The sequence below is a fragment of the Streptosporangium sp. 'caverna' genome, assembly GCF_003203775.1.
Classification (GTDB): domain Bacteria; phylum Actinomycetota; class Actinomycetes; order Streptosporangiales; family Streptosporangiaceae; genus Streptosporangium; species Streptosporangium subroseum.
The window spans coordinates 6,936,735-6,958,939 of record NZ_CP029711.1 but is presented as its reverse complement, the minus strand read 5'-3'; the positions used below and the strand labels follow the sequence as shown (position 1 = coordinate 6,958,939).

The 22,205-nt window shown below is 69.3% G+C and carries 13 protein-coding genes; 5 read left to right on the top strand and 8 right to left on the bottom strand.

The window, feature by feature from the left end; all coding sequences use genetic code 11:
- Positions 1–191: 191 nt before the first annotated feature.
- Positions 192–3,329: a BTAD domain-containing putative transcriptional regulator gene (locus tag DKM19_RS30370; protein ID WP_110706113.1), complete on the top strand. Its 3,138-nt coding sequence runs from the start codon at positions 192–194 to the stop codon at positions 3,327–3,329.
- Positions 3,330–3,639: 310 nt separating this feature from the next.
- On the opposite strand, the gene DKM19_RS30365 is transcribed toward DKM19_RS30370, so the two are convergent.
- Complete coding sequence (locus tag DKM19_RS30365; protein WP_110700297.1) at positions 3,640–5,280, bottom strand: DUF885 domain-containing protein; 1,641 nt, start codon at positions 5,278–5,280, stop codon at positions 3,640–3,642.
- A 345-nt stretch (positions 5,281–5,625) separates the two neighbouring features.
- On the opposite strand from DKM19_RS30365, the gene DKM19_RS30360 reads away from it, so the two are divergent.
- Entirely contained in the window at positions 5,626–6,492 is an 867-nt protein-coding gene (locus tag DKM19_RS30360; protein ID WP_110706112.1) for a hypothetical protein, read from the top strand.
- 136 nt (positions 6,493–6,628) lie between these two features.
- Here the strand turns inward: DKM19_RS30360 and DKM19_RS30355 are convergent, their stop codons facing one another.
- Positions 6,629–7,138, bottom strand: a complete 510-nt coding sequence (locus DKM19_RS30355; protein WP_110700295.1) for a hypothetical protein — start codon at positions 7,136–7,138, stop codon at positions 6,629–6,631.
- A 224-nt stretch (positions 7,139–7,362) separates the two neighbouring features.
- Between DKM19_RS30355 and DKM19_RS30350 the strand changes: the two genes are divergently transcribed.
- A complete protein-coding gene (locus DKM19_RS30350; RefSeq protein ID WP_369986520.1) occupies positions 7,363–7,740 on the top strand; it encodes a signal peptidase I in 378 nt (125 codons plus the stop codon).
- Positions 7,741–7,750: 10 nt separating this feature from the next.
- Here the strand turns inward: DKM19_RS30350 and DKM19_RS30345 are convergent, their stop codons facing one another.
- From DKM19_RS30345 to DKM19_RS30320, 6 genes are all read right to left on the bottom strand, one after another.
- Positions 7,751–8,974 carry an RNA polymerase sigma factor gene (locus DKM19_RS30345; RefSeq protein WP_110700293.1) on the bottom strand — a complete coding sequence of 408 codons (1,224 nt, stop codon included), beginning with the start codon at positions 8,972–8,974 and terminating at the stop codon, positions 7,751–7,753.
- 7 nt (positions 8,975–8,981) lie between these two features.
- On the bottom strand, positions 8,982–9,335 hold the full coding sequence (locus tag DKM19_RS30340; protein WP_089206934.1) for a YciI family protein: 354 nt from the start codon (positions 9,333–9,335) through the stop codon (positions 8,982–8,984).
- Positions 9,336–9,372: 37 nt separating this feature from the next.
- Entirely contained in the window at positions 9,373–9,954 is a 582-nt protein-coding gene (locus DKM19_RS30335) for a dihydrofolate reductase family protein (RefSeq protein WP_110700291.1), read from the bottom strand.
- A 166-nt stretch (positions 9,955–10,120) separates the two neighbouring features.
- Complete coding sequence (locus DKM19_RS30330; protein WP_110700289.1) at positions 10,121–10,648, bottom strand: SRPBCC family protein; 528 nt, start codon at positions 10,646–10,648, stop codon at positions 10,121–10,123.
- Positions 10,648–10,959, bottom strand: coding sequence for a helix-turn-helix transcriptional regulator (locus DKM19_RS30325; RefSeq protein ID WP_110700287.1), 312 nt, complete (start codon positions 10,957–10,959; stop codon positions 10,648–10,650). Before DKM19_RS30325 ends, DKM19_RS30330 begins: the two co-directional genes overlap by 1 nt.
- A gap of 104 nt (positions 10,960–11,063) precedes the next feature.
- Positions 11,064–11,456 (bottom strand): hypothetical protein, encoded by a 393-nt coding sequence (locus tag DKM19_RS30320; protein ID WP_110700285.1) that lies wholly within the window; start codon positions 11,454–11,456, stop codon positions 11,064–11,066.
- Positions 11,457–12,082: 626 nt separating this feature from the next.
- Between DKM19_RS30320 and DKM19_RS30315 the strand changes: the two genes are divergently transcribed.
- Both DKM19_RS30315 and DKM19_RS52815 read left to right on the top strand, forming a co-directional pair.
- Positions 12,083–15,745 (top strand): LamG domain-containing protein, encoded by a 3,663-nt coding sequence (locus DKM19_RS30315; protein ID WP_204358312.1) that lies wholly within the window; start codon positions 12,083–12,085, stop codon positions 15,743–15,745.
- A 96-nt stretch (positions 15,746–15,841) separates the two neighbouring features.
- Positions 15,842–22,201 carry an RHS repeat-associated core domain-containing protein gene (locus DKM19_RS52815; protein WP_204358311.1) on the top strand — a complete coding sequence of 2,120 codons (6,360 nt, stop codon included), beginning with the start codon at positions 15,842–15,844 and terminating at the stop codon, positions 22,199–22,201.
- Positions 22,202–22,205: the final 4 nt, after the last annotated feature.

Genomic DNA, 22,205 nt, shown 5'->3' with positions numbered 1-22,205 from the left:
GGCGAGTGCTGGTTCATGCGTATAACACCACTCTCCGTGATCGTTGGGTTATACGCCCGAGATTGCAGGAGTTGGAGATGGATATACTTTTGACCTAACTTCACTTAAAAAGTCAGACGCCTGATTCCTCTCTTACACCAAAACGTGCGGTGGATTTCTCGACAGGCCGCGATTTCTGTAGGGAGATGCGGGTGGAGTATCGGATTCTCGGTCCTCTGGAAGTAGCCGTCGGTGCCCAGCGGCTGGATCTGGGAGCGCCCCGGCAGCAAGTCGTCCTTTCCTGTCTCCTCCTGGAGGCCAATCGCCTGGTCACCATCGGGCGCCTGACAGAGGCGATTTACGGTGAGGATTCCCCCACCACCTCCCGCGCGCAGGTGCAGATCTGCATATCCTCGCTGCGACGGCTGTTCGCCGCCCACGGCGATCCCGACGCCATCGCGACCCATTCCCAGGGATACACGCTGCGGGTCGCCGACGGGCAGCTCGACTCCCAGAGCTTCGAGAGCCTGCTGAGCCAGGCCCGCCAGGCCCGTGAGGGCCGCCGCATCGAGGAGGCCGTCGAGCACTACCGGAACGGGCTCGCGCTCTGGCGGGGCTCCGCCCTCGACGGCCAGGAGAGCCGGCTCGTACAGACGGCGGTGGGCAGGCTGAACGAGCGCCGCATCACCGCGAACGAGGACTGCGTCGAGCTGGAGCTCGAACTCGGCAGGCATCACGAGCTGGTGGGGGAGCTCAGCGAGCTCGTCGAGGAGCACCCGCTCCGGGAACGGCTACGCGGCCAGCTGATGCTCGCCCTCTACCGCTCGGGGCGTCAGGCGGAGGCGCTGACGGTGTATCGCCGCGCCCGTCAGACGATGATCGAGGAGTTGGGCATCGAGCCCAACGAGAGCCTGCAGCAGCTGGAATACGCGATCCTCACCTCCGACGAGAGCCTCGACTCGCCGCTGGGGCGGCAACCGCAGCAGCGCCGTGAGGAGGCGAAGGAGGTACCGGCCCCCCACCGGGTCGTCCCCCGCCTGCTCCCCACCGACATCGCGGACTTCACCGGCCGGATCAAGCTGGTCGAGGCCATCCGGGGGCAGCTCACGTTCGCCGCGGAGGATCGGCAGCGGCTCGCCGTACCGGTCATCGCCATCGTCGGCAAGCCGGGAATTGGAAAGTCCACCATCGCCGTGCACGTCTCGCACAGCGTCGCCGGTCGCTACGAGGACGGCCAGCTCTTCGCCGACCTGCACGGGGGAGAGTCCCGCCCGCTCGGCTCGGGACAGGTGCTCGAACGGTTCCTCCGGGCGCTGGGCGTGCCGGGCACCGCGATACCCGAGGGGGTGGAGGAACGGGCGGAGATGTACCGCGGGCTGCTCGCCGGGCGCAAGATGCTGATCGTCCTGGACGACGCCAGAAGCGAGAGCCAGGTGCTGCCCCTGCTGCCGGGCAATCCCGAGGCCGCCGTACTGATCACCAGCCGGAGCCGGCTCGCCGGCCTGCCCGGTGCGATCCACCTCGACGTGAACGTCTTCGACTCCAGGCAGTCGGTGGATCTGCTCGCCCGCATCGCGGGCGTCGAACGGGTGCAGGCCGAGCAGGAGTCCGCGGTCGCGCTGGCGGAGCTCTGCGGTCACCTTCCCCTGGCACTGCGCATCGCGGGCGCCAGGCTCGCGGCCCGGCAGCACTGGTCGATCGATCAGCTGGTGGGACGGCTGGAGGACGAGACCCGCAGGCTCGACGAGCTCAAGCACGGGGACCTGGGGATCCGGGCAAGCATCTCCCTGACCTACGAAAGCGTCAGCGAGGACGCGCGGCGGCTGTTCAGGCGGCTGGCCATCCTGGAGTTCCGGCACTTTTCCGGCTGGGTCGCCGCCGGGCTGCTCGACATCGATCCCGCCGACGCGCAGGACCTGCTCGACGACCTGGCGGACACCCAGCTGATCGAGACGACGGACGGCGGGTACGGCGTGCACAGCCAGTACCGCTTCCACGACCTGATCCGCGTGTTCGCCCGCGAGCGGCTCGCCGCGGAGGAGGCGGTCGGGGACCGCAACGCCGCGCTGGAGAGGGTGCTCGGCGGGCTGCTCTTCCTGACCGGCGAGGCGCACCGCCGCGAGTACGGCGGCGACTACGTGCAGGTCCACAGCGAGGCCCCGCGCTGGCCGCTGCCCAAACGACTGGTCGAGAAGCTGGTCATGGCCCCCCTTCCCTGGTACGAACGCGAGCGGCTGACGCTGGTCGCGGGCATTCGCCAGGCGGCGCAGGCGGGATTCGTGGAACTCTGCTGGGATCTGGCGCTCAGCGCCGTGACGCTGTTCGAGTCGAGGATCTACTTCGACGACTGGCGGGAGACCCACCAGATCGCCCTGGCCGCCGCCCGGCAGGCGGGGGACCGCCGCGGGCAGGCGGCGATGCTCTACTCGATCGGCTCCCTGTACATCGCCGAACAGCGGTTCGGTGACGCGCGCCGCGACTTCGAGGCGGCGGCGGAGCTGTTCCAGGAGGCGGGAGACGATCTGGGGGTGGCCCTCGTCATCCGCAACATCGCCTTCCTGGACCGGATGAGCGGCCGGCTCGACGAGGCCGTGGAACGGTACGAGCGCGCGCTGGCCATCTTCCGCGGGACCGGCGACCAGGTCGCCTCCGCCTACGTGCTCCACAGCATGGCCCAGATCAGGCTCGACTGCGAAGACCTCGACGAGGCCAAGCGGCTGCTGGGCGAGGCGCTGGAGCTCAGCAGGATCGGTGGCAGCCGGCGCGTCGAGGCGCAGGTCCTGCACCGGCTGGGCGAGACCTACCTCCGTTCGCAGGAGCCCTCACTGGCGGTCGAGGCGTTCGACAGCACGCTCACGACCGTGCGCAACATCGGGGACCCGACCGGCGAGGTGTACGCCCTGCACGGCCTGGGCGTCGCGCAGCTGCGCCAGGGCGAACTGGACGAGGCCGGACTCACGCTTCACCGCGCGCTGGAACTCGCCGACACGGTGGGGGAGCGGGTGGCCGAGGCGAGGATCGTGCTCGGGCTCGGCGAGCTCGCGCTGGCCTCCGACCAGATCGAGCAGGCCATCGGCCGCTTCGACCAGGCCCTCGGCATGTTCCGCAAGATCGACGCGCCGCTCTACGAGGTCCGCGTCCTGGTGATGCTCAGCGAGGCGTACGGCGTCGTCGGCGAGATCGAGGCCGCGCGGACCGTCTCGGAGGAGGCGCTCGAACTGGTCGGCACGATGCCACCCGCGATCGCCGCCCGGATACGGGCGCAGCTGGCCGGTCTCCTCGCCGAGGGACCCGAGCAGGTGAGCGAGGCGGCGCTCCTTCTGCTCCCCATCACCGAGGACGGCATGTGACCTCCCCCCCAGCCCTGAGGACCGGGGCTCCGGACCGCATCTCAGCAGCCGTACGTCGACGGGGAGCTCTCCTCGTGAAACGAGCCGGGAGAGCCCTTCTCGTAAAACGAGTCGGGGTGTCCGGGAGGGATTCTTCCCGCGAAACGAGCTGAGAGCGTCCGGGAGGAACCCCCCTCGTGAAACGAGCCGAGGGCATCCCGGGAAAGCCCTTCTCACGAAACAAGTTGAGGATGTCCGGAGAGGAATCCTTCCGGGAAACGAGCCGAGGGCGTCCGGGTGTCCGGACGCCCTCGAACGTTGGTACCGGGGGTCAGGCGATCCGGCGCAGGGCCTCGGCCAGGCTGGACAGGCCGACCGGTCCGAGCTCCAGCGCGGCGGTGTGCCAGGCGCGCAGGTCGAAGCCGGCGCCCAGGCGCCGCCTGGCCTCCTCGCGAGCCTCCAGCCAGGCCCGTTCGCCCAGCTTGTAGGCGATGGCCTGGGCCGGCCAGCCGAAGTAGCGCACGACCTCGGCCTCGACCCGGTGCGGCTCGCAACGGCCCTGGTCGCGCAGTACCTCGCAGGCCTTCTCGAAGGTCCACTTCGAGCCGTCGGGGAGCGGCAGGTCGAGGTGGACACCCAGGTCGATGACCACCCGGGCGGCGCGCAGGGCCGACCAGTTGAGCATGCCCAGCCGGGTACCGGGATCGGTGAACCAGCCCAGCTCGTCGGCCAGCCGCTCGGCGTACAGGCCCCACCCCTCGCCGTGGCCGTCCACCCAGGAGACCTTGGCGAACCTGGACAGGCTGTCCCCGGCCATGCGCATCGCGCCGAACTGCAGGTGATGACCGGGCACGGCCTCGTGGAAGATCGTGGTCAGCTCGCTCCAGGTGGCGAAGCGCGTCCGTCCCCCGACCGGCCACAGGGTGCGGCCCGGCCGGGACAGATCCTCGCTGGGCGCGTTGTAGGAGGCCGCACCGGAGGTGGAGCTCACGTCGACCTCTGCCAGGATGAGTTGCAGCGGCAGGGGAATGTCGAAGTGGGTGCCGTGCAGCTGCTTGATCGCCCAGTCGTGACGCTGCTGCAGCCAGGCCTGGTACTCCTCGACGGAGTCGACGGACTGGGTGTCGTTGAGGATCTCGGTCGCCTCCTCGATGGTCGCGCCCGGCCTGATCCGCTCGACCTCGGCGGCCGTCTCGGCCCCGATGCGCTCCAGTTCGGCCCAGCCCCACTCGTACGCCTCGCGTAGATCGATGTCGGCGCCCAGGCTGATCCTGGCCGCGACCGCGTAGCGCTCGGGTCCCACCGCGTCGACCTCGGTCGCCCTGGGGGCGTACTCCTCGCGCAGATAGCGCGCGGCGTCGGCGTAGGCGGCGTGGGCCGCTGCCGCCGACCTGACCAGCTCATCCTTGACCGGGCCCTCGCCGTAGGTGGCGACGAAGGCGTCGTGCGCCGGAGGGGTGTCGCCCGCGCCGGCGAACTGGTCCGACTGGTCGGCCATGGCCAGGGCCTGCCTGCGGGCGCCCCGCAGGCCCGCGGCCAGACCGGCCTCCAGGCTCTCCCGCCACCCGGCGAGCATCGTGGGGATCGCCGCCAGGCGGGCGGCGACGTCGCGCCACTCGTCGTCGTTGCCGTGGGGGAGGAGGACGACACTGGAACGCACCCGGTAGGGCAGCCCGTAGGGCGCCGCCACCCAGCGGAGCGGCTCGCCCGTGTCATGCCAGGCGAGCTCGGCCTCCAGCCGCTCCCGCAGATGGGTGGCGGCCCGGACGTCCGACTCCCCGGTGGGGACAATCGCGTCAAGACGGCTCAGGGTCGTACGGATCAGCTCGGCACGGGCGGCGCTCCCGGCGGGGCTGTGGTCGGAGGCGGCGACGAAATCGGACACGATGCCCTCGGCACCTGCCGCGATCGGGTCGAGTGCGGCCCAGCGGGTGACGTACTCATCGCAAAGCGCGAAGATCGGAGTGCTCATATCCGGACCGTAGGACGGCCCGATATCCGTGCCCTATCGCTCCTCTATCGGCCGAGCCCTGCCGGCCGGGAATCCGACGTGCCGCGGCTCTCGTATCCGGCCCTCACCAGGGATTCCTCCGTCCTGGGGAGCGGCGTCGTGGAATCAGGCGAGGGGGCGCGACGCGGGTCGATGTCAGGGGTCCCTTCGTCCTGGGAACGGCATTGCCGACGCGGGTCGGTGTCCGAACCTGGGGTTCCTCCGTCCTGGGGATCGGCGTCGTGGAATCAGGCGAGGGGGTGTGACGCGGGTCGGTGTCCGATTCGTTCAAGACAACCGGGCCGCTTCCGGGCCACCATGGGCATCATGACCGACAGCATCCTCGACAACGCCCGGGCCTTCATCCTCCGGGAGGGACGCCTGCTCGAACGGCGCCTGTTCGCCACCCTTTTCCAGGCGGCGCCCGCCGCAGGGGTGGTGGACTCCCTGCGCGCCTACCAGAATCCCGACGGCGGGTTCGGTCACGGACTCGAACCTGACAAGCGCTGCCCCGACAGCCTGCCCATCGACGTGGAGATCGCCTTCCAGACGCTGCCGGCTGCGGGCGGCCCGCCGGCCGAGGAGATGGTGTCGCGCGCGTGCGACTGGCTGGCGACGGTCGCCGCGCCCGACGGAGCGGTGCCCCTGGCCTTCCCGGTCATGGAGGCCTACCCGAGAGCCGAGCACTGGTCGGACTGGACGTACACGCCGGGGCTGAACCCCACCGCCGGACTGGCCGGACTGCTGCACCAGATGGGAGCGGACCACCCCTGGCTCACCCGGGCCACCGACTGGTGCTGGTCGGCGCTGGAGGACGGCTTCCCCGGCGACGCGCACGCCATGTCCGAGACGCTCGTGTTCCTGGAGCACGTCCCCGACCGTGATCGGGCCGAACGCCTCGCCCAGCGGGTGGGCGAGTGGCTCCCCAAGCTGAGCCATTACCGGGCCGATCCCGCGGACCCGTCCTACGGCGTCACCCCGCTGCACCTCGCCCCCACGCCGGGCAGTCGCTGGCGCCGGCTGTTCGCCGACGACGTGATCGAAGGCCATCTCGACCGGTTGACGGGCGACCAGCAGCCGGACGGAGGATGGGCCATCACCTGGGAACCGCCGGGCGCGGCCTCCACCCTTGAGTACCGGGGAGTCGAGACCCTGCGAGCCCTGCGGGTCCTCACCGCCTACCAGAGGATTTGACGGCCACCGAGTGGTCGGTTCCGATGCGGCTCGGGAGGTCGTGCCGGCGATCGGCGAAGCCGGCAGGGAGCGTGCCTCCTGGCGGGAGGCCTGCTCATCGCTCACCGATCGATCGGTAACGACCCTCCGCCATTCGTCAACTCCGGGGGCGACGCCACCTGGTGAGCAGGAGGAGGGCCGCCGCCACCGCGACGATGACCGTTCCGTTGGCGAAGGCCCACATCACCGCCCGGTCGTGGACAACCCCGCTGGACACCGTGGGGTCCCGGAAAGTGGGGTTCACCTGGGTGATCAGGAAAACCTTTATGATCACTGCGAACACGAGGCACCCGATGCCGCCGGTCCAGGCGCGCCGCACGTGCACCGGCACGATGGCGCCGAACCGCGACTGCAGGATGACCGCCAGAACGACGCTCAGCGGAGCCCAGGGCAGGTAGTAGTAGACGGGACTTCCCACGGCGAACGCACCGACGAGGGCGCCCGGCCGGGGATCGGCGATCAGTTGGAGGTTCCAGACGAGCGCCTCGTAGAGGTTGCCGAACAGCCACATGCACAGCAACGCCGTCAGGCATATGGACAACGCACCTGTACGGCGCAGGAGCTCCACGGTCACCGTGGCGTCGCGCTGGATCTTCGGCGGGGGCATGGCATCAGTCTTCACCACTCGCCCGGGGCGATCGCGTCGCCTGTCCGAGCCGGCGGTGATCGAGGTCTGAGGAGGCAGGCCTTCCGGGCTGTCGGATCCACAAAGTGTGTTCAGCCGTCTACGGTCCGATGCCGTGCGGAGTCAGGAGTGTGGTCCACTCACCTCATCGGTCCGAGGTGGGGATCGTCGTGCTAGCGTCGCGGCTCGTGGTGGAGAACGTATACGTGGGTAGTGCGGACGTGGACGCGGCCGGTGATCGTGGTTGGCTCCTTGGGCATTTCAAGCCGGCCGACGACGTCCGGCACAGCGAGGACGTCGAGATCAAGTGGGGCGTGCACCAGCGCGGCGACGAGCGTGCGCAGTGGGTCACCGGTGAGAAACGTACGGCGCTGCTCATGCTGATCAGCGGCCGTTTCCGGGTGGAGCTACCAGGACGTAGCGTGCTGCTGGCCGAGCGAGGTGACTACGTCGTGTGGGGTCACGGCGTCGACCACTCCTGGTACGCCGAAGAGGAATCCGTGGTGCTCACCGTCCGCTGGCCCTCCGTTCCGGGCTACGCGGTTCCCGCCCCCGAGACGAACAGCCGACCAGAGGCCGACTGAGGCGGTTGTTCTAGCGTTCGCCGAGCGATCGGAGGACGTGTCTCAGGTGGTCTCGCTCAGCGGTGTTGGCGGTCCGTTCGAGGGCCGCCTCGTAGGCGGCCGCCGCCTCCTCCTCGCGGCCCAGGCGGCGCAGCAGCTCGCCGCGGACGGCGTGGAGCAGATGGTAGGAGCCGAGGTCGAGGGAGTCGACGAGGGCGAGGGCGGCCTCCGGTCCGTCGACCTCGGCGACGGCGACCGCGCGGTGGAGGGCGACGACCGGGTTGGGGTCGTCGGCGAGCAGCAGGTCGTAGAGCCGTACGATCTGCGTCCAGTCGGTCGCCCCCGTGGTGGGGGCGTCACTGTGGACGGCGTTGATCGCCGCCTGGATCTGGTAGGGCCCGGGCCGATCGCGGCGCAGGCAGCGCCGGACGAGGGCCTGGCCCTCACGAATCAGATCCTTATCCCAGCGACCCCGGTCCTGGTCGGCCAGGCGGACCAGGGCGCCGTCACCGGTCGTGCGGGCGCCGCGCCGCGACTCGGTCAGCAGCATGAGCGCGAGCAGTCCCATCACCTCGGGTTCGTCGGGCATGAGCTCGGCGAGCAGCCGGCCGAGGCGGACGGCCTCGGTGCAGAGATCCTCGCGGATCAGCCGCTCGCCGGAGCTGGCCGTGTATCCCTCGTTGAAGATGAGATAGACGACGGCCAGCACGGCACGGAGACGGTCCGGCAACTCGGCCTCGCGGGGGACGCGGTAGGGGATGTTCGCGTCGCGGATCTTGCTCTTGGCGCGGACCAGCCGTTGCGCCATGGTCGGTTCGGGAACGAGGAACGCGTGTGCGATCTCCGCGGTGGTGAGCCCGCCGAGCAGTCGCAGCGTCAGGGCCACTTGAGCGGGGCGGCCCAGTGCCGGATGGCAGCAGGTGAAGATCAGCCGTAGACGCTCGTCCCGCACGGGACCCTCCTCGATCGGCTCGTCGCGGGCATGGATGAGCGCGGCCTGGGCGTGCCGGTCGTCGCGGGACGCCTCGCGGCGGAGATGGTCGATCACGCGGTTGCGGGCGGTGGTGATGATCCATCCCGCCGGACTCGGAGGCAGCCCGTTCGACGGCCAGCGGTGCGTGGCGGCGGTGAACGCCTCCTGAACCGCGTCCTCGGCGATGTCGATGCTGCCGAAGACGCGGGTCAGGACGGCCACCGCGCGGCCGTACTCGGCGCGGAACACACGCTCGATCTCCGCGAGGGGAACGACGGTCACGTGCGGCTCAGTATTCGGCGACGTTCTGGAACGGGCGCACCTCGATCGGCAGTCCGGTGGCCCGGGTCGCCCTGGCCGCCCATTCGAGTGCGTCGTCCAGGTCGGGCGCGGTGATGATCCAGAATCCGCCGATGTGTTCCTTGCCCTCGAGATATGGTCCGTCGGTCATGACGACGTCGCCGCCTCGCTGCCGGACCACCGTGGCCGAGCTCGAAGCGTGCAGCCCTCCGGTGAAGACCCACGATCCGGCGGCCTTGAGCTGCTCGTTCAACACGTGCAGGTCTTCTCCCACCGCCTTCAGCACCTCCGGCCCCGGAGGCGATCCGTCCGGCTGGTAGATGCTGAGCAGATACTGCGTCATTGTCCGTGTCCTCTCCACTTACCTGGGCCGGTACGTCTTACCTGGGCCGGTACGTCGCGATGATGACCCCGGTGCCGGTCGGCACGCTGTCAACGAGCCGCAGGCGTGCCGGCGGCACGCCGTCGGGAAACAGCCGCCGACCCGAGCCGAGGACCAGCGGATGGATGAGAAGCACATACTCGTCCACCAGTTCGCGGCGCGCCAGCGACCGCACCAGCTCGCCGCTGCCGATGACCGCGAGATCCGGTCCCGGCAGGTGCTTGAGCTCGGCCACGGCATCCGCGGCGTCACCGTCGAGCAGCGTCGAGTTCTTCCACGGAAGCGGCCCGGTGAGCGTCGTCGACGCGACATATTTCTGGACGCCGTTCAGAAAGCCGGTGAACGGGTTGTCCGTACGGTGTGGCCACACGCTGAAGAAATCTTCGTACGTCCGCCTCCCGAACAGCATCGCGCCGGTCTGGGCCATGCCCCGGCCCATCGCCTCGGCCTTGACCTCGTCGTCGTACGGCAGCGCCCAGCCGCCGTGCTCGAACCCGCCGCGGGCGTCCTCGTCGGGGCGTCCCGGCGCCTGCGTCACCCCGTCCAGCGTCACGTTGCTGGTCACGACTATTTTGCGCATGCCCGGTCCTCACGGAAGGTGGAGCCGGCACCGCGCCGGCCTCTCACTCCCTATACGAACGGCCGACGGGCACATCGACATCGGCGCACGACCCGATCAGGTCCCGCTCTTCCCACCGGCATGCCGCCCGTACCGATGCCGGGTGGAGCGGGTCGGCGGCACAGGGTCAGCCGGACAGCTTCTTGGCGTACGCCTCGTGCAGCTCCTCCCACCCGTAATTGCGCGCGTCCTCACCGCGGATCGGGTCGATGGGATGCCCGTCGAGCAGGTGCTCGGCGACAACGAGGCAGAGGTGCCAGCCGGCTGCCACCTTGGGCATCCACTCCCGGTCCTCGACCGTGTGCCGCAGGGTCAGCCGGGTCCCGTGATCGGTCGCGAGAAGCTCCCAGCGCATGACGTTGTTCCCCGAGGTGTATTCCAGCAGCGTCGGCGGTTCGGCGCGGATCACCGACGCGGGCAGGTCCTCGGGCCTGTCCGCGTCGATCATCGTCAGGGTCACGTCGCCGACGGCGCCGAGGTCTCTGTCGGCGGTGTAGGGCGACCACTCGCTCAACCGAGCCGGATCGGTCAGCGCCGCCCACACCTTCTCGGGCGGGTGTCGCAGGTCGCGGACGAAGACGAGGACCCAGCGATCCTCGTCGGCGTGGCAGCCGACCTCGGCGAGCGGGCCTGGCTCGAAGGTGGTCCGGTTCATCACGACTCCTGATTGTCGAGATGACGCTCGAGAGCGTCGAGGTGATGGATCCACAGGCGGCGGTACGGTTCGAGCCACTCGTCGAAGGCCTCGAACGGACGTGCCTCGATCCGGTAGATGCGGTGCTGCGCCGCCGTGCGGCAGGAGATGAAGCCCGCTTCGCGCAGCACCTTCAGGTGCTTGGACATCGTGGGCTGGCTGATCGAGAGAGCGTCGGCGAGCTCGCCGACACTGCTTTCCGACCTTCGCAGCTGGTCGAGGATCCGGCGCCGGGTCGGCTCGGCGAGTACGGCGAACGCGTCTACGGGCACCTGGCTAATATGCTCATAGCGGCATATTCCTGTCAAGGCTTATAAGAGGGCGGGTGCCCGAGAAGGCACTCCGCCGCACCGTCATGTCATGGCCCGCCGCACCGTCATGCCGCCACCTTCGGGCAGGTCGAGAGGATGAGGTCCGCGACCTGCTGGGGGTTCCGCACCACCTGGAGATCGGTGCTGTCGCGGACGGAGACCAGGTAGCAGCCCGAGCGCCGGCCCACGGTCACCGTGGCGACCGCCCATCCCGTGTCGCAGTAGGCGACCAGTTCGGGGGCGTGCCGCTCGCGTTTTCCCAGGGGGTACGGCCTGCCGTCGCCGAACAGCTTGAGGCCGACCGTGTGAACGGTATAGGCGTGAATTCCCCGGGCCTTCAAAAGGCGTTGCACGTCGGCCAGTGTCCTGCCGTGTCTCTCCGCCGTCGCCTCGGTCACCTCATGCTCGTCCTCATGCTCCGCGTCGAGGCACTCTTCTGTTGTGTGTCCGGTCGTCATGACTATAACGGTAAGAAACCAGCGAGAAATGGTTCAAGGAAGTTGCTGTCAGTTGCTCCGACCGGTTGATATGCGGGAACGGGGATCGGCCGATCGAGGGAAGAAGGAAAATACGGATAGTCCGGGTAAGGGATTTATAGCGGCCGAAAGAATCGGCGGAAGGCGTGGCCCGGCTGAAATTCTTGCGCGTTTCCTCCTCTGCATCGAGTGAGAAGTGAAGAAACGCCATCACCGGTCGCCGGCCCGGCGGTGCCCGTCGGCGGCTCGGGCGGGTTCGTCGGCGCTCCGGGCGTCGGAAGGCGGACGTCTCGGTCCACGGGACATTGTCGCCCTTCCCGAGGGCGGTCGTCGCCACCCTTGACGTGGCTTCTGGGATGAGGCGGCCGATGTGCAATGGTGTCCACCTGACAGGCAACATATTGCGATATGAGATGTTTGGGGTGATATAACCGTTTGTTTACAGTTTATTTACAGGAGTAAGGGATCGGGCTATTCGTTGACGTGAACTGACACCCGATGCCAGGATGTGGCGATCTTGAAGATGTCATTAATCCTGGAGACAAAATATGTTAATGTGTCCCGGCCTCCGGGGTTGGCGCACGCCCGCTGCCATGGTCATGGTGGGTGTGTTGTTAGGGGCAGGGGCGCCCTCGGCGGCGAGGGCGGCAGACAGAGGTCAGGCCGCGTCCGGCGGCGTTCGGCTCGGCGAGTGGCAGCAGGCGTCGAGCGACGCGGCCAAGACCGGGGAGCCGGTCGAGGTGACCGAGGCCCGGACCGAGTTCACCACCACATACGCCAATCCCGACGGCAGCTCGTTCCATCTGGAGCAGTCGACCGTGCCCGTCCGGGTCAAGGGAGCGGATGGCGCGTGGGTGGCGCCCGACGCCACGCTTGAGCGGCGCGCCGACGGAAGCGTGGGACCGGTGGCCGCCGCCGTGGGGATCGCCTTCTCCGGAGGCGGCGACGGTGCCCAGCTGGTGACGATGACCCGTGACGGCCGGGTCCTCGCGCTGGGATGGCCGCAGAGACTGCCGGCCCCGGTGCTGGACGGACCGAATGCCACCTACCGCGATGTGCTGCCGGACGTCGACCTCAGAATGACCGCGACGACCGAGGGCTTCCGTCAGGTTCTGGTCGTCAAGACTCCGGAGGCCGCAGGCAACCCCGCGCTCGAGCGGATCGAGTACGCGGTCACGTCGTCCGGACTGAAGGTGGAGGAGACCGAGGACGGCGGCATGTCCGCGACCGACGGCAACGCCACCGAGGTCTTCTCCTCGCCGCCCGCCGCCATGTGGGACTCCACCGGTGACATCACCGCGGGCCAGGCCGGCGCGGAGAAGAAGCCCGCCTCGTCGCTCACCGGGCGCGCATCGGCCGCGGCCCCGAATGACGCCGCCACCGCGGCCCCGTATGACGCCGCCACCGCGGGCGAGGGAGACGCCGCCGACGGACCGGCCCCCGGGGCCGGGCACGCCGAACTTCCCATCCAGGTCGACCAGGACAGTCTCACCCTCGTCCCTGACGTCAAGCTGCTCCAGCAGAAGGACGAGGCCGCCTACCCCGTCTATATCGACCCGACCGTCACCTGGGGCGAAACCGACAGGACGCTGCTCCGCTCGGACGGCTACAAGTCGTACAACTGGGGCAACGGCAGCAGCAACCAGGGCGAGGGCGTCGGCCACTGCGGCACCTGGAGCGGCTACTACTGCGGACCCGGTTACACCCAGCGGCTGTACTTCCAGTTCTCGCCCGCCAGCCTCAAGGGCAAGCAGGTGCTGAGCGCGACGTTCCGCGTCACCGAGCCATGGGCGTTCCAGTGCTCTCCCCGGTGGGTCGACCTCGTCCGCACGAACAACGTCTCGTCGTCCACGACCTGGTCGGGCCGGCCCAAGGAGCTCGACTGGATGGTCGACCGCAACGTGTCGGCGGGCCGTGGCTCGGCGTGCGACCCGGACCAGTCGACCGCGCCCATCGACTTCAGGGACAACCCCGAGGAGACCAACGAGAACCTGACCCCGACCGTGAAGGACTTCGCGGCGGGTAAGTTCGCCAAGCTCACGCTGGAGCTGCGGGCGCACGACGAGGGCGACACCTCCGCCTGGAAGCGGTTCAGGAACGACGCCGTGCTGGCCGTGGACTACGTGGGGCTTCCGGCGAAGCCGACCGGCATCGGCCTCGTGACCGGTTCCGGCACGGTCTGCGAGACCAAGGAGACGGCGCCGGCGGTCGTCTCCGACCCCACGCCCACCCTGGCGTCCACCCCGCAGACCGTCTCGGGCGGTGAGTCCGGGGCGATGCTGCGGGCGGCGATGGACGTCGACAAGAAGCTCGCCGACGGGACCTGGCCGGACGCCTTCACCACCATGGAGCGGCCGACGACCGGGCACGTCGCCGACAACACGAAGGTGACCGCGTCCACGCCGACGCTCTCCGAAGGGGTGCTGTACCGCTACAGGTCATGGACGCGCTCGTACTACAGCAACTACACCAAGCAGTTGCCCGGGCCCTCGAACGGCTCGACCACCGGCTACTGCTACTTCAAGGTCGACCCGACCGCGCCGAAGGCCCCCGTGGTCACGCTCGGCGCCCCGTACACCGCGTGCACCGCCACCGCTTGCGTGCCGGCCGGCGGCCCGGGGCAGAGCGCGACGTTCACGTTCGCGCCGGCGTCCGGTGACTCCAACAACGTGTCGTACGAGTATCGTCCGTCCACCACCCCGACCTGGTCGGCGGCGGTCACGGGCGCCACGGTCAAACCCGTGATCACTCCGCAGGCCTCCGGCACGTACAGCCTGTTCGTACGGGCCAAGGACAACGTGGGCCGGTACGGCGCCACCACCGTCGTCGACTTCCTGGTCGCCGCGGGAGCGGGGCCTGTCGGCAGGTGGCACTTCGACGAGGACTCCGGCGTCGCCGTCGACGCGTCCGGCACCGCGGGCCACGGCGCCACGCTCTCCACCGGCGCCGTGCGAACCGACAGGGGACGCCGCGGCGAGCTCTGGTACGACGACGGCGGCCGGCCGCTGGAGGCCCCGCGGACCGACAGGGGAATGAGCCTGAACGGCACGTCGGGATACGCGGCGACCTCGGGACCCGTGCTGGAAACGCGCTCCGCCTACACGGTCGCGGCCTGGGCACGGCCCGACAAGATGACCACGGACGCCATCGTGGTGTCGCAGGACGGCGCCGGGGGATACAGCCCCTTCATCATCTGGTACGACAAGGCCCGCGTGTCCTACTGCTTCGGTGTCAAGGACAAGGACGAGGCGACGGGCAAGGCGTACTTCGGGGTCTGCGCGAAGAACAACGCGGCCCAGGTGAACGCCTGGACCCATCTGGCCGGCACCTACGACCCGACCACGCAGCAACTGAAGTTCTACGTCAACGGCCTGCCGCAGGGCACCGCCACGGTCGCCGGTTCGTGGTCCGCGACGGGCCCGCTGGAGATCGGCCGCTACAAGTGGGCCAATGTCTTCCAGTACTACTTCTCCGGCTCCATCGACGAGGTCGCCGCCTGGCAGCGGATCCTGACCCCGGACGAGGTCGCGACGGAGGCGCGGTCGGAGTCCGCCGCGTCGGGGCGCAACGACGTGGAGCTGGTGGCGGACTGGGACCCCGCGGGCGCCACCGGAACGGCGCTGCCCGACTCGCTCTCCGGATACGGCCGCTCGCTGGCGCTGGCCGGCGGCGCGTCACTGGACGGCGAGGCCCTGGTGCTGGACGGCACCGATGACGCGGCCACCACCGCGGGCTCGGTCGTCGACGACACCGGCTCCTTCACGGTGACCGTGAAGGCCGAGCTCGACCAGGACAAGGTTCTTGCGATGGCGATCGGATCCGTCGGCCAGGTGGCCGGGCAGCGCACCGCGGACGGATCTTCGTGGGGGATCTGGTTCGAGCTGACCGGAAAGGAGACGCAGCTCGACGACGACGGCAACGAGATCACCGTCCCGGTCGGCTTCTGGCGCTTCGGCCGGGTCAACAAGGACGGCACGAAGAGCTGGGTGAGCTCCGACGCCTCGGCGAGCCTGCAGAGCCCGGTCCGGCTGACCGGCGTCTACGACGCCCTGGCACCCGGCGGGCCCGTCGTACGGCTCTACGTCGGCCACGAGCAGAACGACCTCGACCTGGCGTACACCGCGACGGCCGGATCCGGTGATTTCGCGGTCGGCAAGGGCTTCAGCGCGACTGCCTGGGGCCACTTCCTGCCGGCGCGGATCACCGATCTGAGGCTCTGGGCGGGCGCCATGTCCGATTCCGACCAGATCGACGCAGTCGTCGGCGACTGACGACGTGCGGGGACCGGCACCCCGGTCCCCGCACGTCTGGTTTCTCCCGGTTGATCAGCTGGTTCTTTCTTTCTGTCCTCTTGAGGGAGTTGGGTCATGGGTCCGGCAGGAATACGCGCTGCCTTGGTGACCGCGGTGGCGGTGGTGGTGTTCTTACCCATGGGGCTGACGCCCATGGCGCTCGCGGCGGACGGGCCACCCGGCGCCCCCGCCGTACCGAAGCAACGGTCCAGCAAGGTCAGGGCCATGAACGCGACCGGTGCCAGGGAGGCCCGGGAGAAGGTCGCCGCGTCCAAGGCGCGTAACGACTCCTCGGCGGAGCGGGCCGACAGGGAGCGTACGGCCGGCCGGTGGCCGGAGGCCGGCGAGGCGGACGTTCCGGTCGGCGGCAGGGCCACCGTGGGCGGGCTGCCCGTCGCCCTGACGGCGGACGGAACGGGCCCCGGCACGGCGGCCGGTTCGGAGCCGGCTCGCGTGCGAGTCCTCGACCGCGCCGCCACCGAAGCGGCCGGGGTGGACGGCGTGCTGCTGACCGCGTCGGCACCGACCGAGGGCAGCGCGAAGCTGAGCGTCGGCTACGCCGCCTTCGCCTCGGCGTACGGCGGCGGATGGAGCGGCCGCCTCCACCTCGTGCAATTGCCCGCCTGCGCGCTGACCACGCCCGAGCAGGACGGGTGCCGCACCCAGACCCCGCTGGACTCCGACAACGCCGCAACCGCGCAGACCCTCTCCGCGCCGGTCACCCTGGGGGCGGCTCCGGCCGTGCTGGCCCTGACCGCCGAGACCCCCGGCGCGGAAGGCGAGGCGCCCGACGGCAGCGGCAACTACGCGGCCACCCCGCTGGCCTCGTCGTCCACCTGGGAGGCGGGCGGCGGTTCCGGCTCCTTCACCTGGTCGTATCCGATGGCCCCGGTGGAGCCCGCGGCGGGACCCGCGCCCTCGCTCGACCTGTCCTACGACTCGGGCGGCGTGGACGGGCGCACGTCCACCAGCAACAACCAGGGCACCTCGGCCGGTGAGGGCTTCGAGCTGGCGGCCACCTCCTACGTCGACCGCCAGTACGGCTCCTGCGACGAGGACGGCCACGACAAGCAGCGCGACATCTGCTGGAAGTACGACAACGCCTCGCTCGTCCTCAACGGCAAGTCCAGCGAACTCGTCAAGGACGACAGCACGGGCAAGTGGCGCCTGAAAAACGACGACGCCTCCACCGTCACCCGCTCCACGGGCGCCGACAACGGCGACAACGACGGCGAGTACTGGACCGTCATCACCGGCGACGGCACCAAGTACGTCTTCGGCCTCAACAAGCTGACCGGCGCGGGCACGCAGCGCACCAACGCGGTGTGGACGGTCCCGGTGTACGGCGACGACTCCGGCGAGCCCGGCTACGACAAGGGCGACGCCTTCGCCGACCGCTCCCTCACCCAGGCGTGGCGGTGGAACCTCGACTACGTCGAGGACACCCACGGCAACGCCATGTCGTACTGGTACACGACGGAGACCAACTACTACCGCAAGAACAAGGCCGACACCGCGACCACCCTTTACACGCGCGGCGGTTACCTCGAAAGGATCCTCTACGGGCAGCGGTCCGACACGCTCTTCACCGCGGACGCCCCCGACAAGGTGACCTTCTCCTACGCCGAGCGCTGCACGGCCTCCGACTGCGGCAGCCTGACCAAGGCCACCGCGCAGAACTGGCCCGACGTCCCCTTCGACGCCATCTGCACCAAGGACGAGGACAAGGACGACTGCCACGCGGAGAGCCCCGCCTTCTTCTCGCGCAAGCGGCTGGTGAAGATCGAGTCGTCCGTGCTGTCGGGGACCGCGTACAAGCCGGTCGACTCCTGGGCGTTCACCCAGAAGTATCTGGACGGCGGCGACATCGGCACCTCCTCCGACCAGTCGCTGTCGCTGATGTCGATCGTGCGCACCGGCGCCTCGGGCACGCCCCTGACGCTCGACCCGGTCTCCTTCACGTATCTGATGCGGCCCAACCGGGTCGCGGGCGGCACCCAGCCGGGCGGCGGCAACATCCTGCCGCTGACCAGGCCGCGCATCGAGACGATCACCTCGGAGACCGGCGCGATCACCACGGTCAGCTACAACGAGCCCGAATGCGTGCGCGGATCGCTGATGCCGAAGGCCGAGGACGACAACTCCCTGTCCTGCTATCCGCAGTTCTGGCACATCAACGGCGCCACCGACGCGGCCATCGACTGGTTCAACAAGTACCGCGTGCTCGCGGTGAACACCGCCGATCCGGCGGGGTACAACCCGCTCACCGAATACACCTACGAGTACGAGAAGCCGGCCTGGCACTACAACGACAGCCCGTTCACCCCGGCCGACGAGCGCACCTGGTCGATCTGGCGCGGCTACCAGAAGGTCACCACGTACGTCGGCGACACCGACGGCACCCGTACCAAGAACGTCTCCGTCTACCTCCAGGGCATGAACGGCGACCGGCTGCTCAAGGCCGGTACCCCCAGAGCCGTCGACCCCGACAGGCGGCGCGCCGTCTCCGTGCCCGGCCTCGACATCGCCGGGCTCGACGTTCCCGACCTCGTCGACTCCGAGCAGTACGCGAGCCTCACCCGCGAGGAGATCAGCTACAACGGGGCCGATCCCGTCGACGTGACGGTCAACGACTTCTGGTCGGCGAAGACCGCGACCCAGCACAAGTCGTACGCCGACACCGAGGCCTACTACGTGCGCATCGGCAAGACGTCGGAGCACACCTACCTCACCGTCCCCAAGACCTGGCGCACCTCCACCACCTCCACGACGTTCGACGGCTACGGCATGGCGGTCAAGCAGGACAGCACGGGCGACATCGCCAAGAGCGGCGACGAGGCGTGCACCCGCACCTGGTACGCACGCGACGACGCCAGGGGCATCAACTCGCTCGTCTCCCGCACCCGCGAAGTCGGCCGGCCCTGTTCGGTGGCCGAGGCCGACCTGTCGCTGCCCACCGGCAGCGGAGCCGCCGGCGACGTGCTGTCCGACACGGCCACCGTTTATGACAACGCCACCGCGACCGGCTGGTCCGCCGGGCAGAAGCCGGTCAAGGGCGACTCGACCTGGACGGGGCGGCCCACCGGCTACCCGGCCGCCGTCACCGGCGACGACCGGCCACCGGCGGGCTGGCAGCGCACGGCCAAGACCACCTACGACATGCTGGGCAGGCCGCTGACCGTCACCGACGCGGGCGGCAACGGCACCGTCACCGGGTACACGCCGACGGGCGCCGGCGTCCCCACCGGGACGACGGTCACCAACGCCAAGCAGCAGAAGGTCACCACCTTCCTCGACGGGATGCGCGGCCTGCCGCTGCGTACCTACGATCCGAACAACGCCAAGACCGAGCAGACCTACGACGGCCTCGGCAGGCTGACCGGGGTGTGGCTGCCCGACCGGAGCAAGGACGGCGGCCAGACCGCCAGCATGGCCTACTCCTACGTGTACGAACGCGGCAAGGCGCCCGCGATCGGCACCTCGACCCTCAAGTCGTCCACCACGGCCACCTGGTCGTACCAGATCTTCGACTCGCTTCTGCGGCCCATGCAGACGCAGCGGCCCACGCCGAACGGCGGACGGCTGCTGACCGACACCCGCTACGACTCGCGGGGCCTCGCCTACGAGACGTACGCCGACATCTTCGACGCGAAGAACACGCCGAACGCGACCTACACCCGCGAGGAGTACGGCGAGGCGCCCAAGCAGACGAGTATCGTCTTCGACGGCGCCGGCCGCGAGACCAGCAGCACGTTGCACACGTACGGCGTGCAGAAATGGACGACCACCACCTCCTACACCGGTGACTCCACCGCCGTCGGCGCACCGGCCGGCGGCAAGGCGACCCGGACCATCACCGACGCGCTGGGACGCACCGTCGAGAGCCGCGAGTACAACTCGACCTCGCCCGCCGACACCCAGTACGGCGCCCCGACGTCCAGCGGCTACGTCTCCACCTCCTTCACCTACACGCCCGACGGCCGGGAGCGGACCGTCACCGGCCCCGACGGCGCCAAATGGTCCTCCACCTACGACCTCTACGGGCGGCAGACCGGTATCTCCGACCCCGACAAGGGCGACAGCACCGTCCGCTACACCGCGCTCGACCAGACCGACACGGTGACCGGCGCGAACGGCACCGTGCTGCTGTACGGCTACGACGAGCTCGGCCGCAAGACCGGGCTGTGGTCCGGGTCCCGCACCGACGCGGGCAAACTCGCCGCCTGGACGTACGACACGCTGACGAAGGGGCAGCTGACCTCGTCGACCAGCTACGACGGCGGGGTCTCGGGCAGGGCGTACACCAAGAAGGTCCTCGCCTACGACCTTCAGTACCGTGCGACCAGCACCGAGATCGCCATCGACCCGAACGACCCGATGGTCACGTCGGGAGCGGCACAGGCCGGCTACACCTTCGCGAGCACGTACAACCTCGACGGCACCCTGAAGAACTCCACGGAGCCCGCGGCCGGAGGCCTCGCCGGAGAGACCGTCAGCCTGACCTACACGCCGACCGGACAGGTCGTCGGGGTCACCGGCACCAACGACTATCTCCAGGCGGCCAGTTACAACGCCCTCGGTCTGGCCGAGCAGTTCACCCTCGGTCTGTCGGGAGCCGCCGGCGCCAAGAAGACCTTCATCAACAACAGCTACGAAGAGGGGACCGACCGGCTGAAGAGGTCCTTCGTCACCACCCAGTCCACGCCGGTCAAACCGCAGGACCTGACCTACCGCTACGACGACGCGGGCAATGTCACCGGGATCGCCGACACCCCGACGCAGGACGGCGCGGGCATGAGCGACATCCAGTGCTTCGCCTACGACGGGCAGCGCCGCCTGTCCGAGGCCTGGACGCCGGCCACGGACGACTGCACCGGCAGGACACTCGGCGGCGCGGCCCCGTACCGTACCGGCTACGCCTACAACGGCGCGGGCCTGCGAACCGCGGAGACGAAGTACAACGGCTCCACCGCCACCTCCTCGGCCTACTGCTACGGCGACACCGCCAAGCGGCACGCCCTCACCGCGATCACGGCCACCGGCTCCTGCACGGGCGCACCCGCCACCTACACCTACGACAAGTCCGGCAACACCACGGGGCGCGGCGGCCAGGTTCTGACCTGGGATGCGCAGGGCCGCATCGCCACCCTGACGCAGGGCACGCAGAAGACCGACTACCTGTACGACGCCGACGGGTCGCTGCTGATCCGCCGCGCGGTGGGCGACGGTGAAAGCGTGCTCTATCTCGGCGCCACCGAGATCCACTCGAAGAAGACGGGAAGCACCGTCAAGACCTGGGGCAGCCGCTTCTACACGGCGAACGCCCAGGTGATCGCGGTGCGCAGCAGGGAGACGGGGACGAACACGGTCTCCTTCCTCGCCGGCGACGCGCACGGCACGTCCTCGCTGGCGGTCGACGCGAGCAGCCAGGCCATCAGCAAGCGCTACACGACCCCGTTCGGCGCGCCGCGCGGCACGACGGTCGGCGGCGAGTGGCTCGACGACAAGGGATTCCTCGGCAAACCCGCCGACGACGCCACCGGGCTCACCTACGTCGGGGCCCGCATGTACGACCCGCTCATCGGCAGGTTCCTGAGCGTGGACCCCGTGCTCTCCACCGACCAGAGCCAGTCCCTGAACGGCTACTCGTACGGGAACAGCAACCCCGTCACGTTCAGCGACCCGACGGGCGAGGAGATCGGGTCCAGGCCCAACTCCTGCCAGTACGACCTGAAGTACTGCTCGAAGAAGGTGCAGAAGCAGGTCGGTTACAACCCGAAGACCCACATCGCCACCCCGCCCTACATGCAGAAGAAAAAGAAGAAGTCCGCGTCGAGGCCGTCCCCGTCTCCGGGCCCGTCGCCGAAGCCCCCGCCCGGCGGGTGCTTCTGCAAGCCGCCGCTCAACCGTGACAACGGGGTCAACCTGGTGAAGGCGCTCCTCACCAACCCGTTCCACTGGGGAAACAACTTCAACGGCGCGAACGAGCTGGCCATGGCGTACCACGCGCTGCCGGGACTCAGCGACGGCAGTTGCGAACGCCGTTCCCTGCAGTACGTCTGTTACGGCGGCTCTCCCGGAGGCGACCAGCCGATGACGGTCGGGGACGTCCACTTCTACCCGTACGCGAAGAAGAACTTCAAGGACCAGCTGCGGGAGGAGAAGCAGACCCGGGACGACATCGCGAAGGTCGCCGGCCGCAAGGTGGCGGACGAGTACGGGCCGAACATCGAGAAGCACGAGGCGGTGCACTCGCAGCAGTGGTCGCGTTACCGGAACGCCACCGATTTCATCACCGACTACGGCATCGCCTCCCTGCACTCCCGGATGAGCGTGGGTGACCCCGCGGTCTCCAACCGCTTCGAGATGGACGCCAACCTGTGGTGGGGCGGTTACCTGAACTGGGCGCCGCTGGAATACAGGCCCAGGCAGTAGAGAG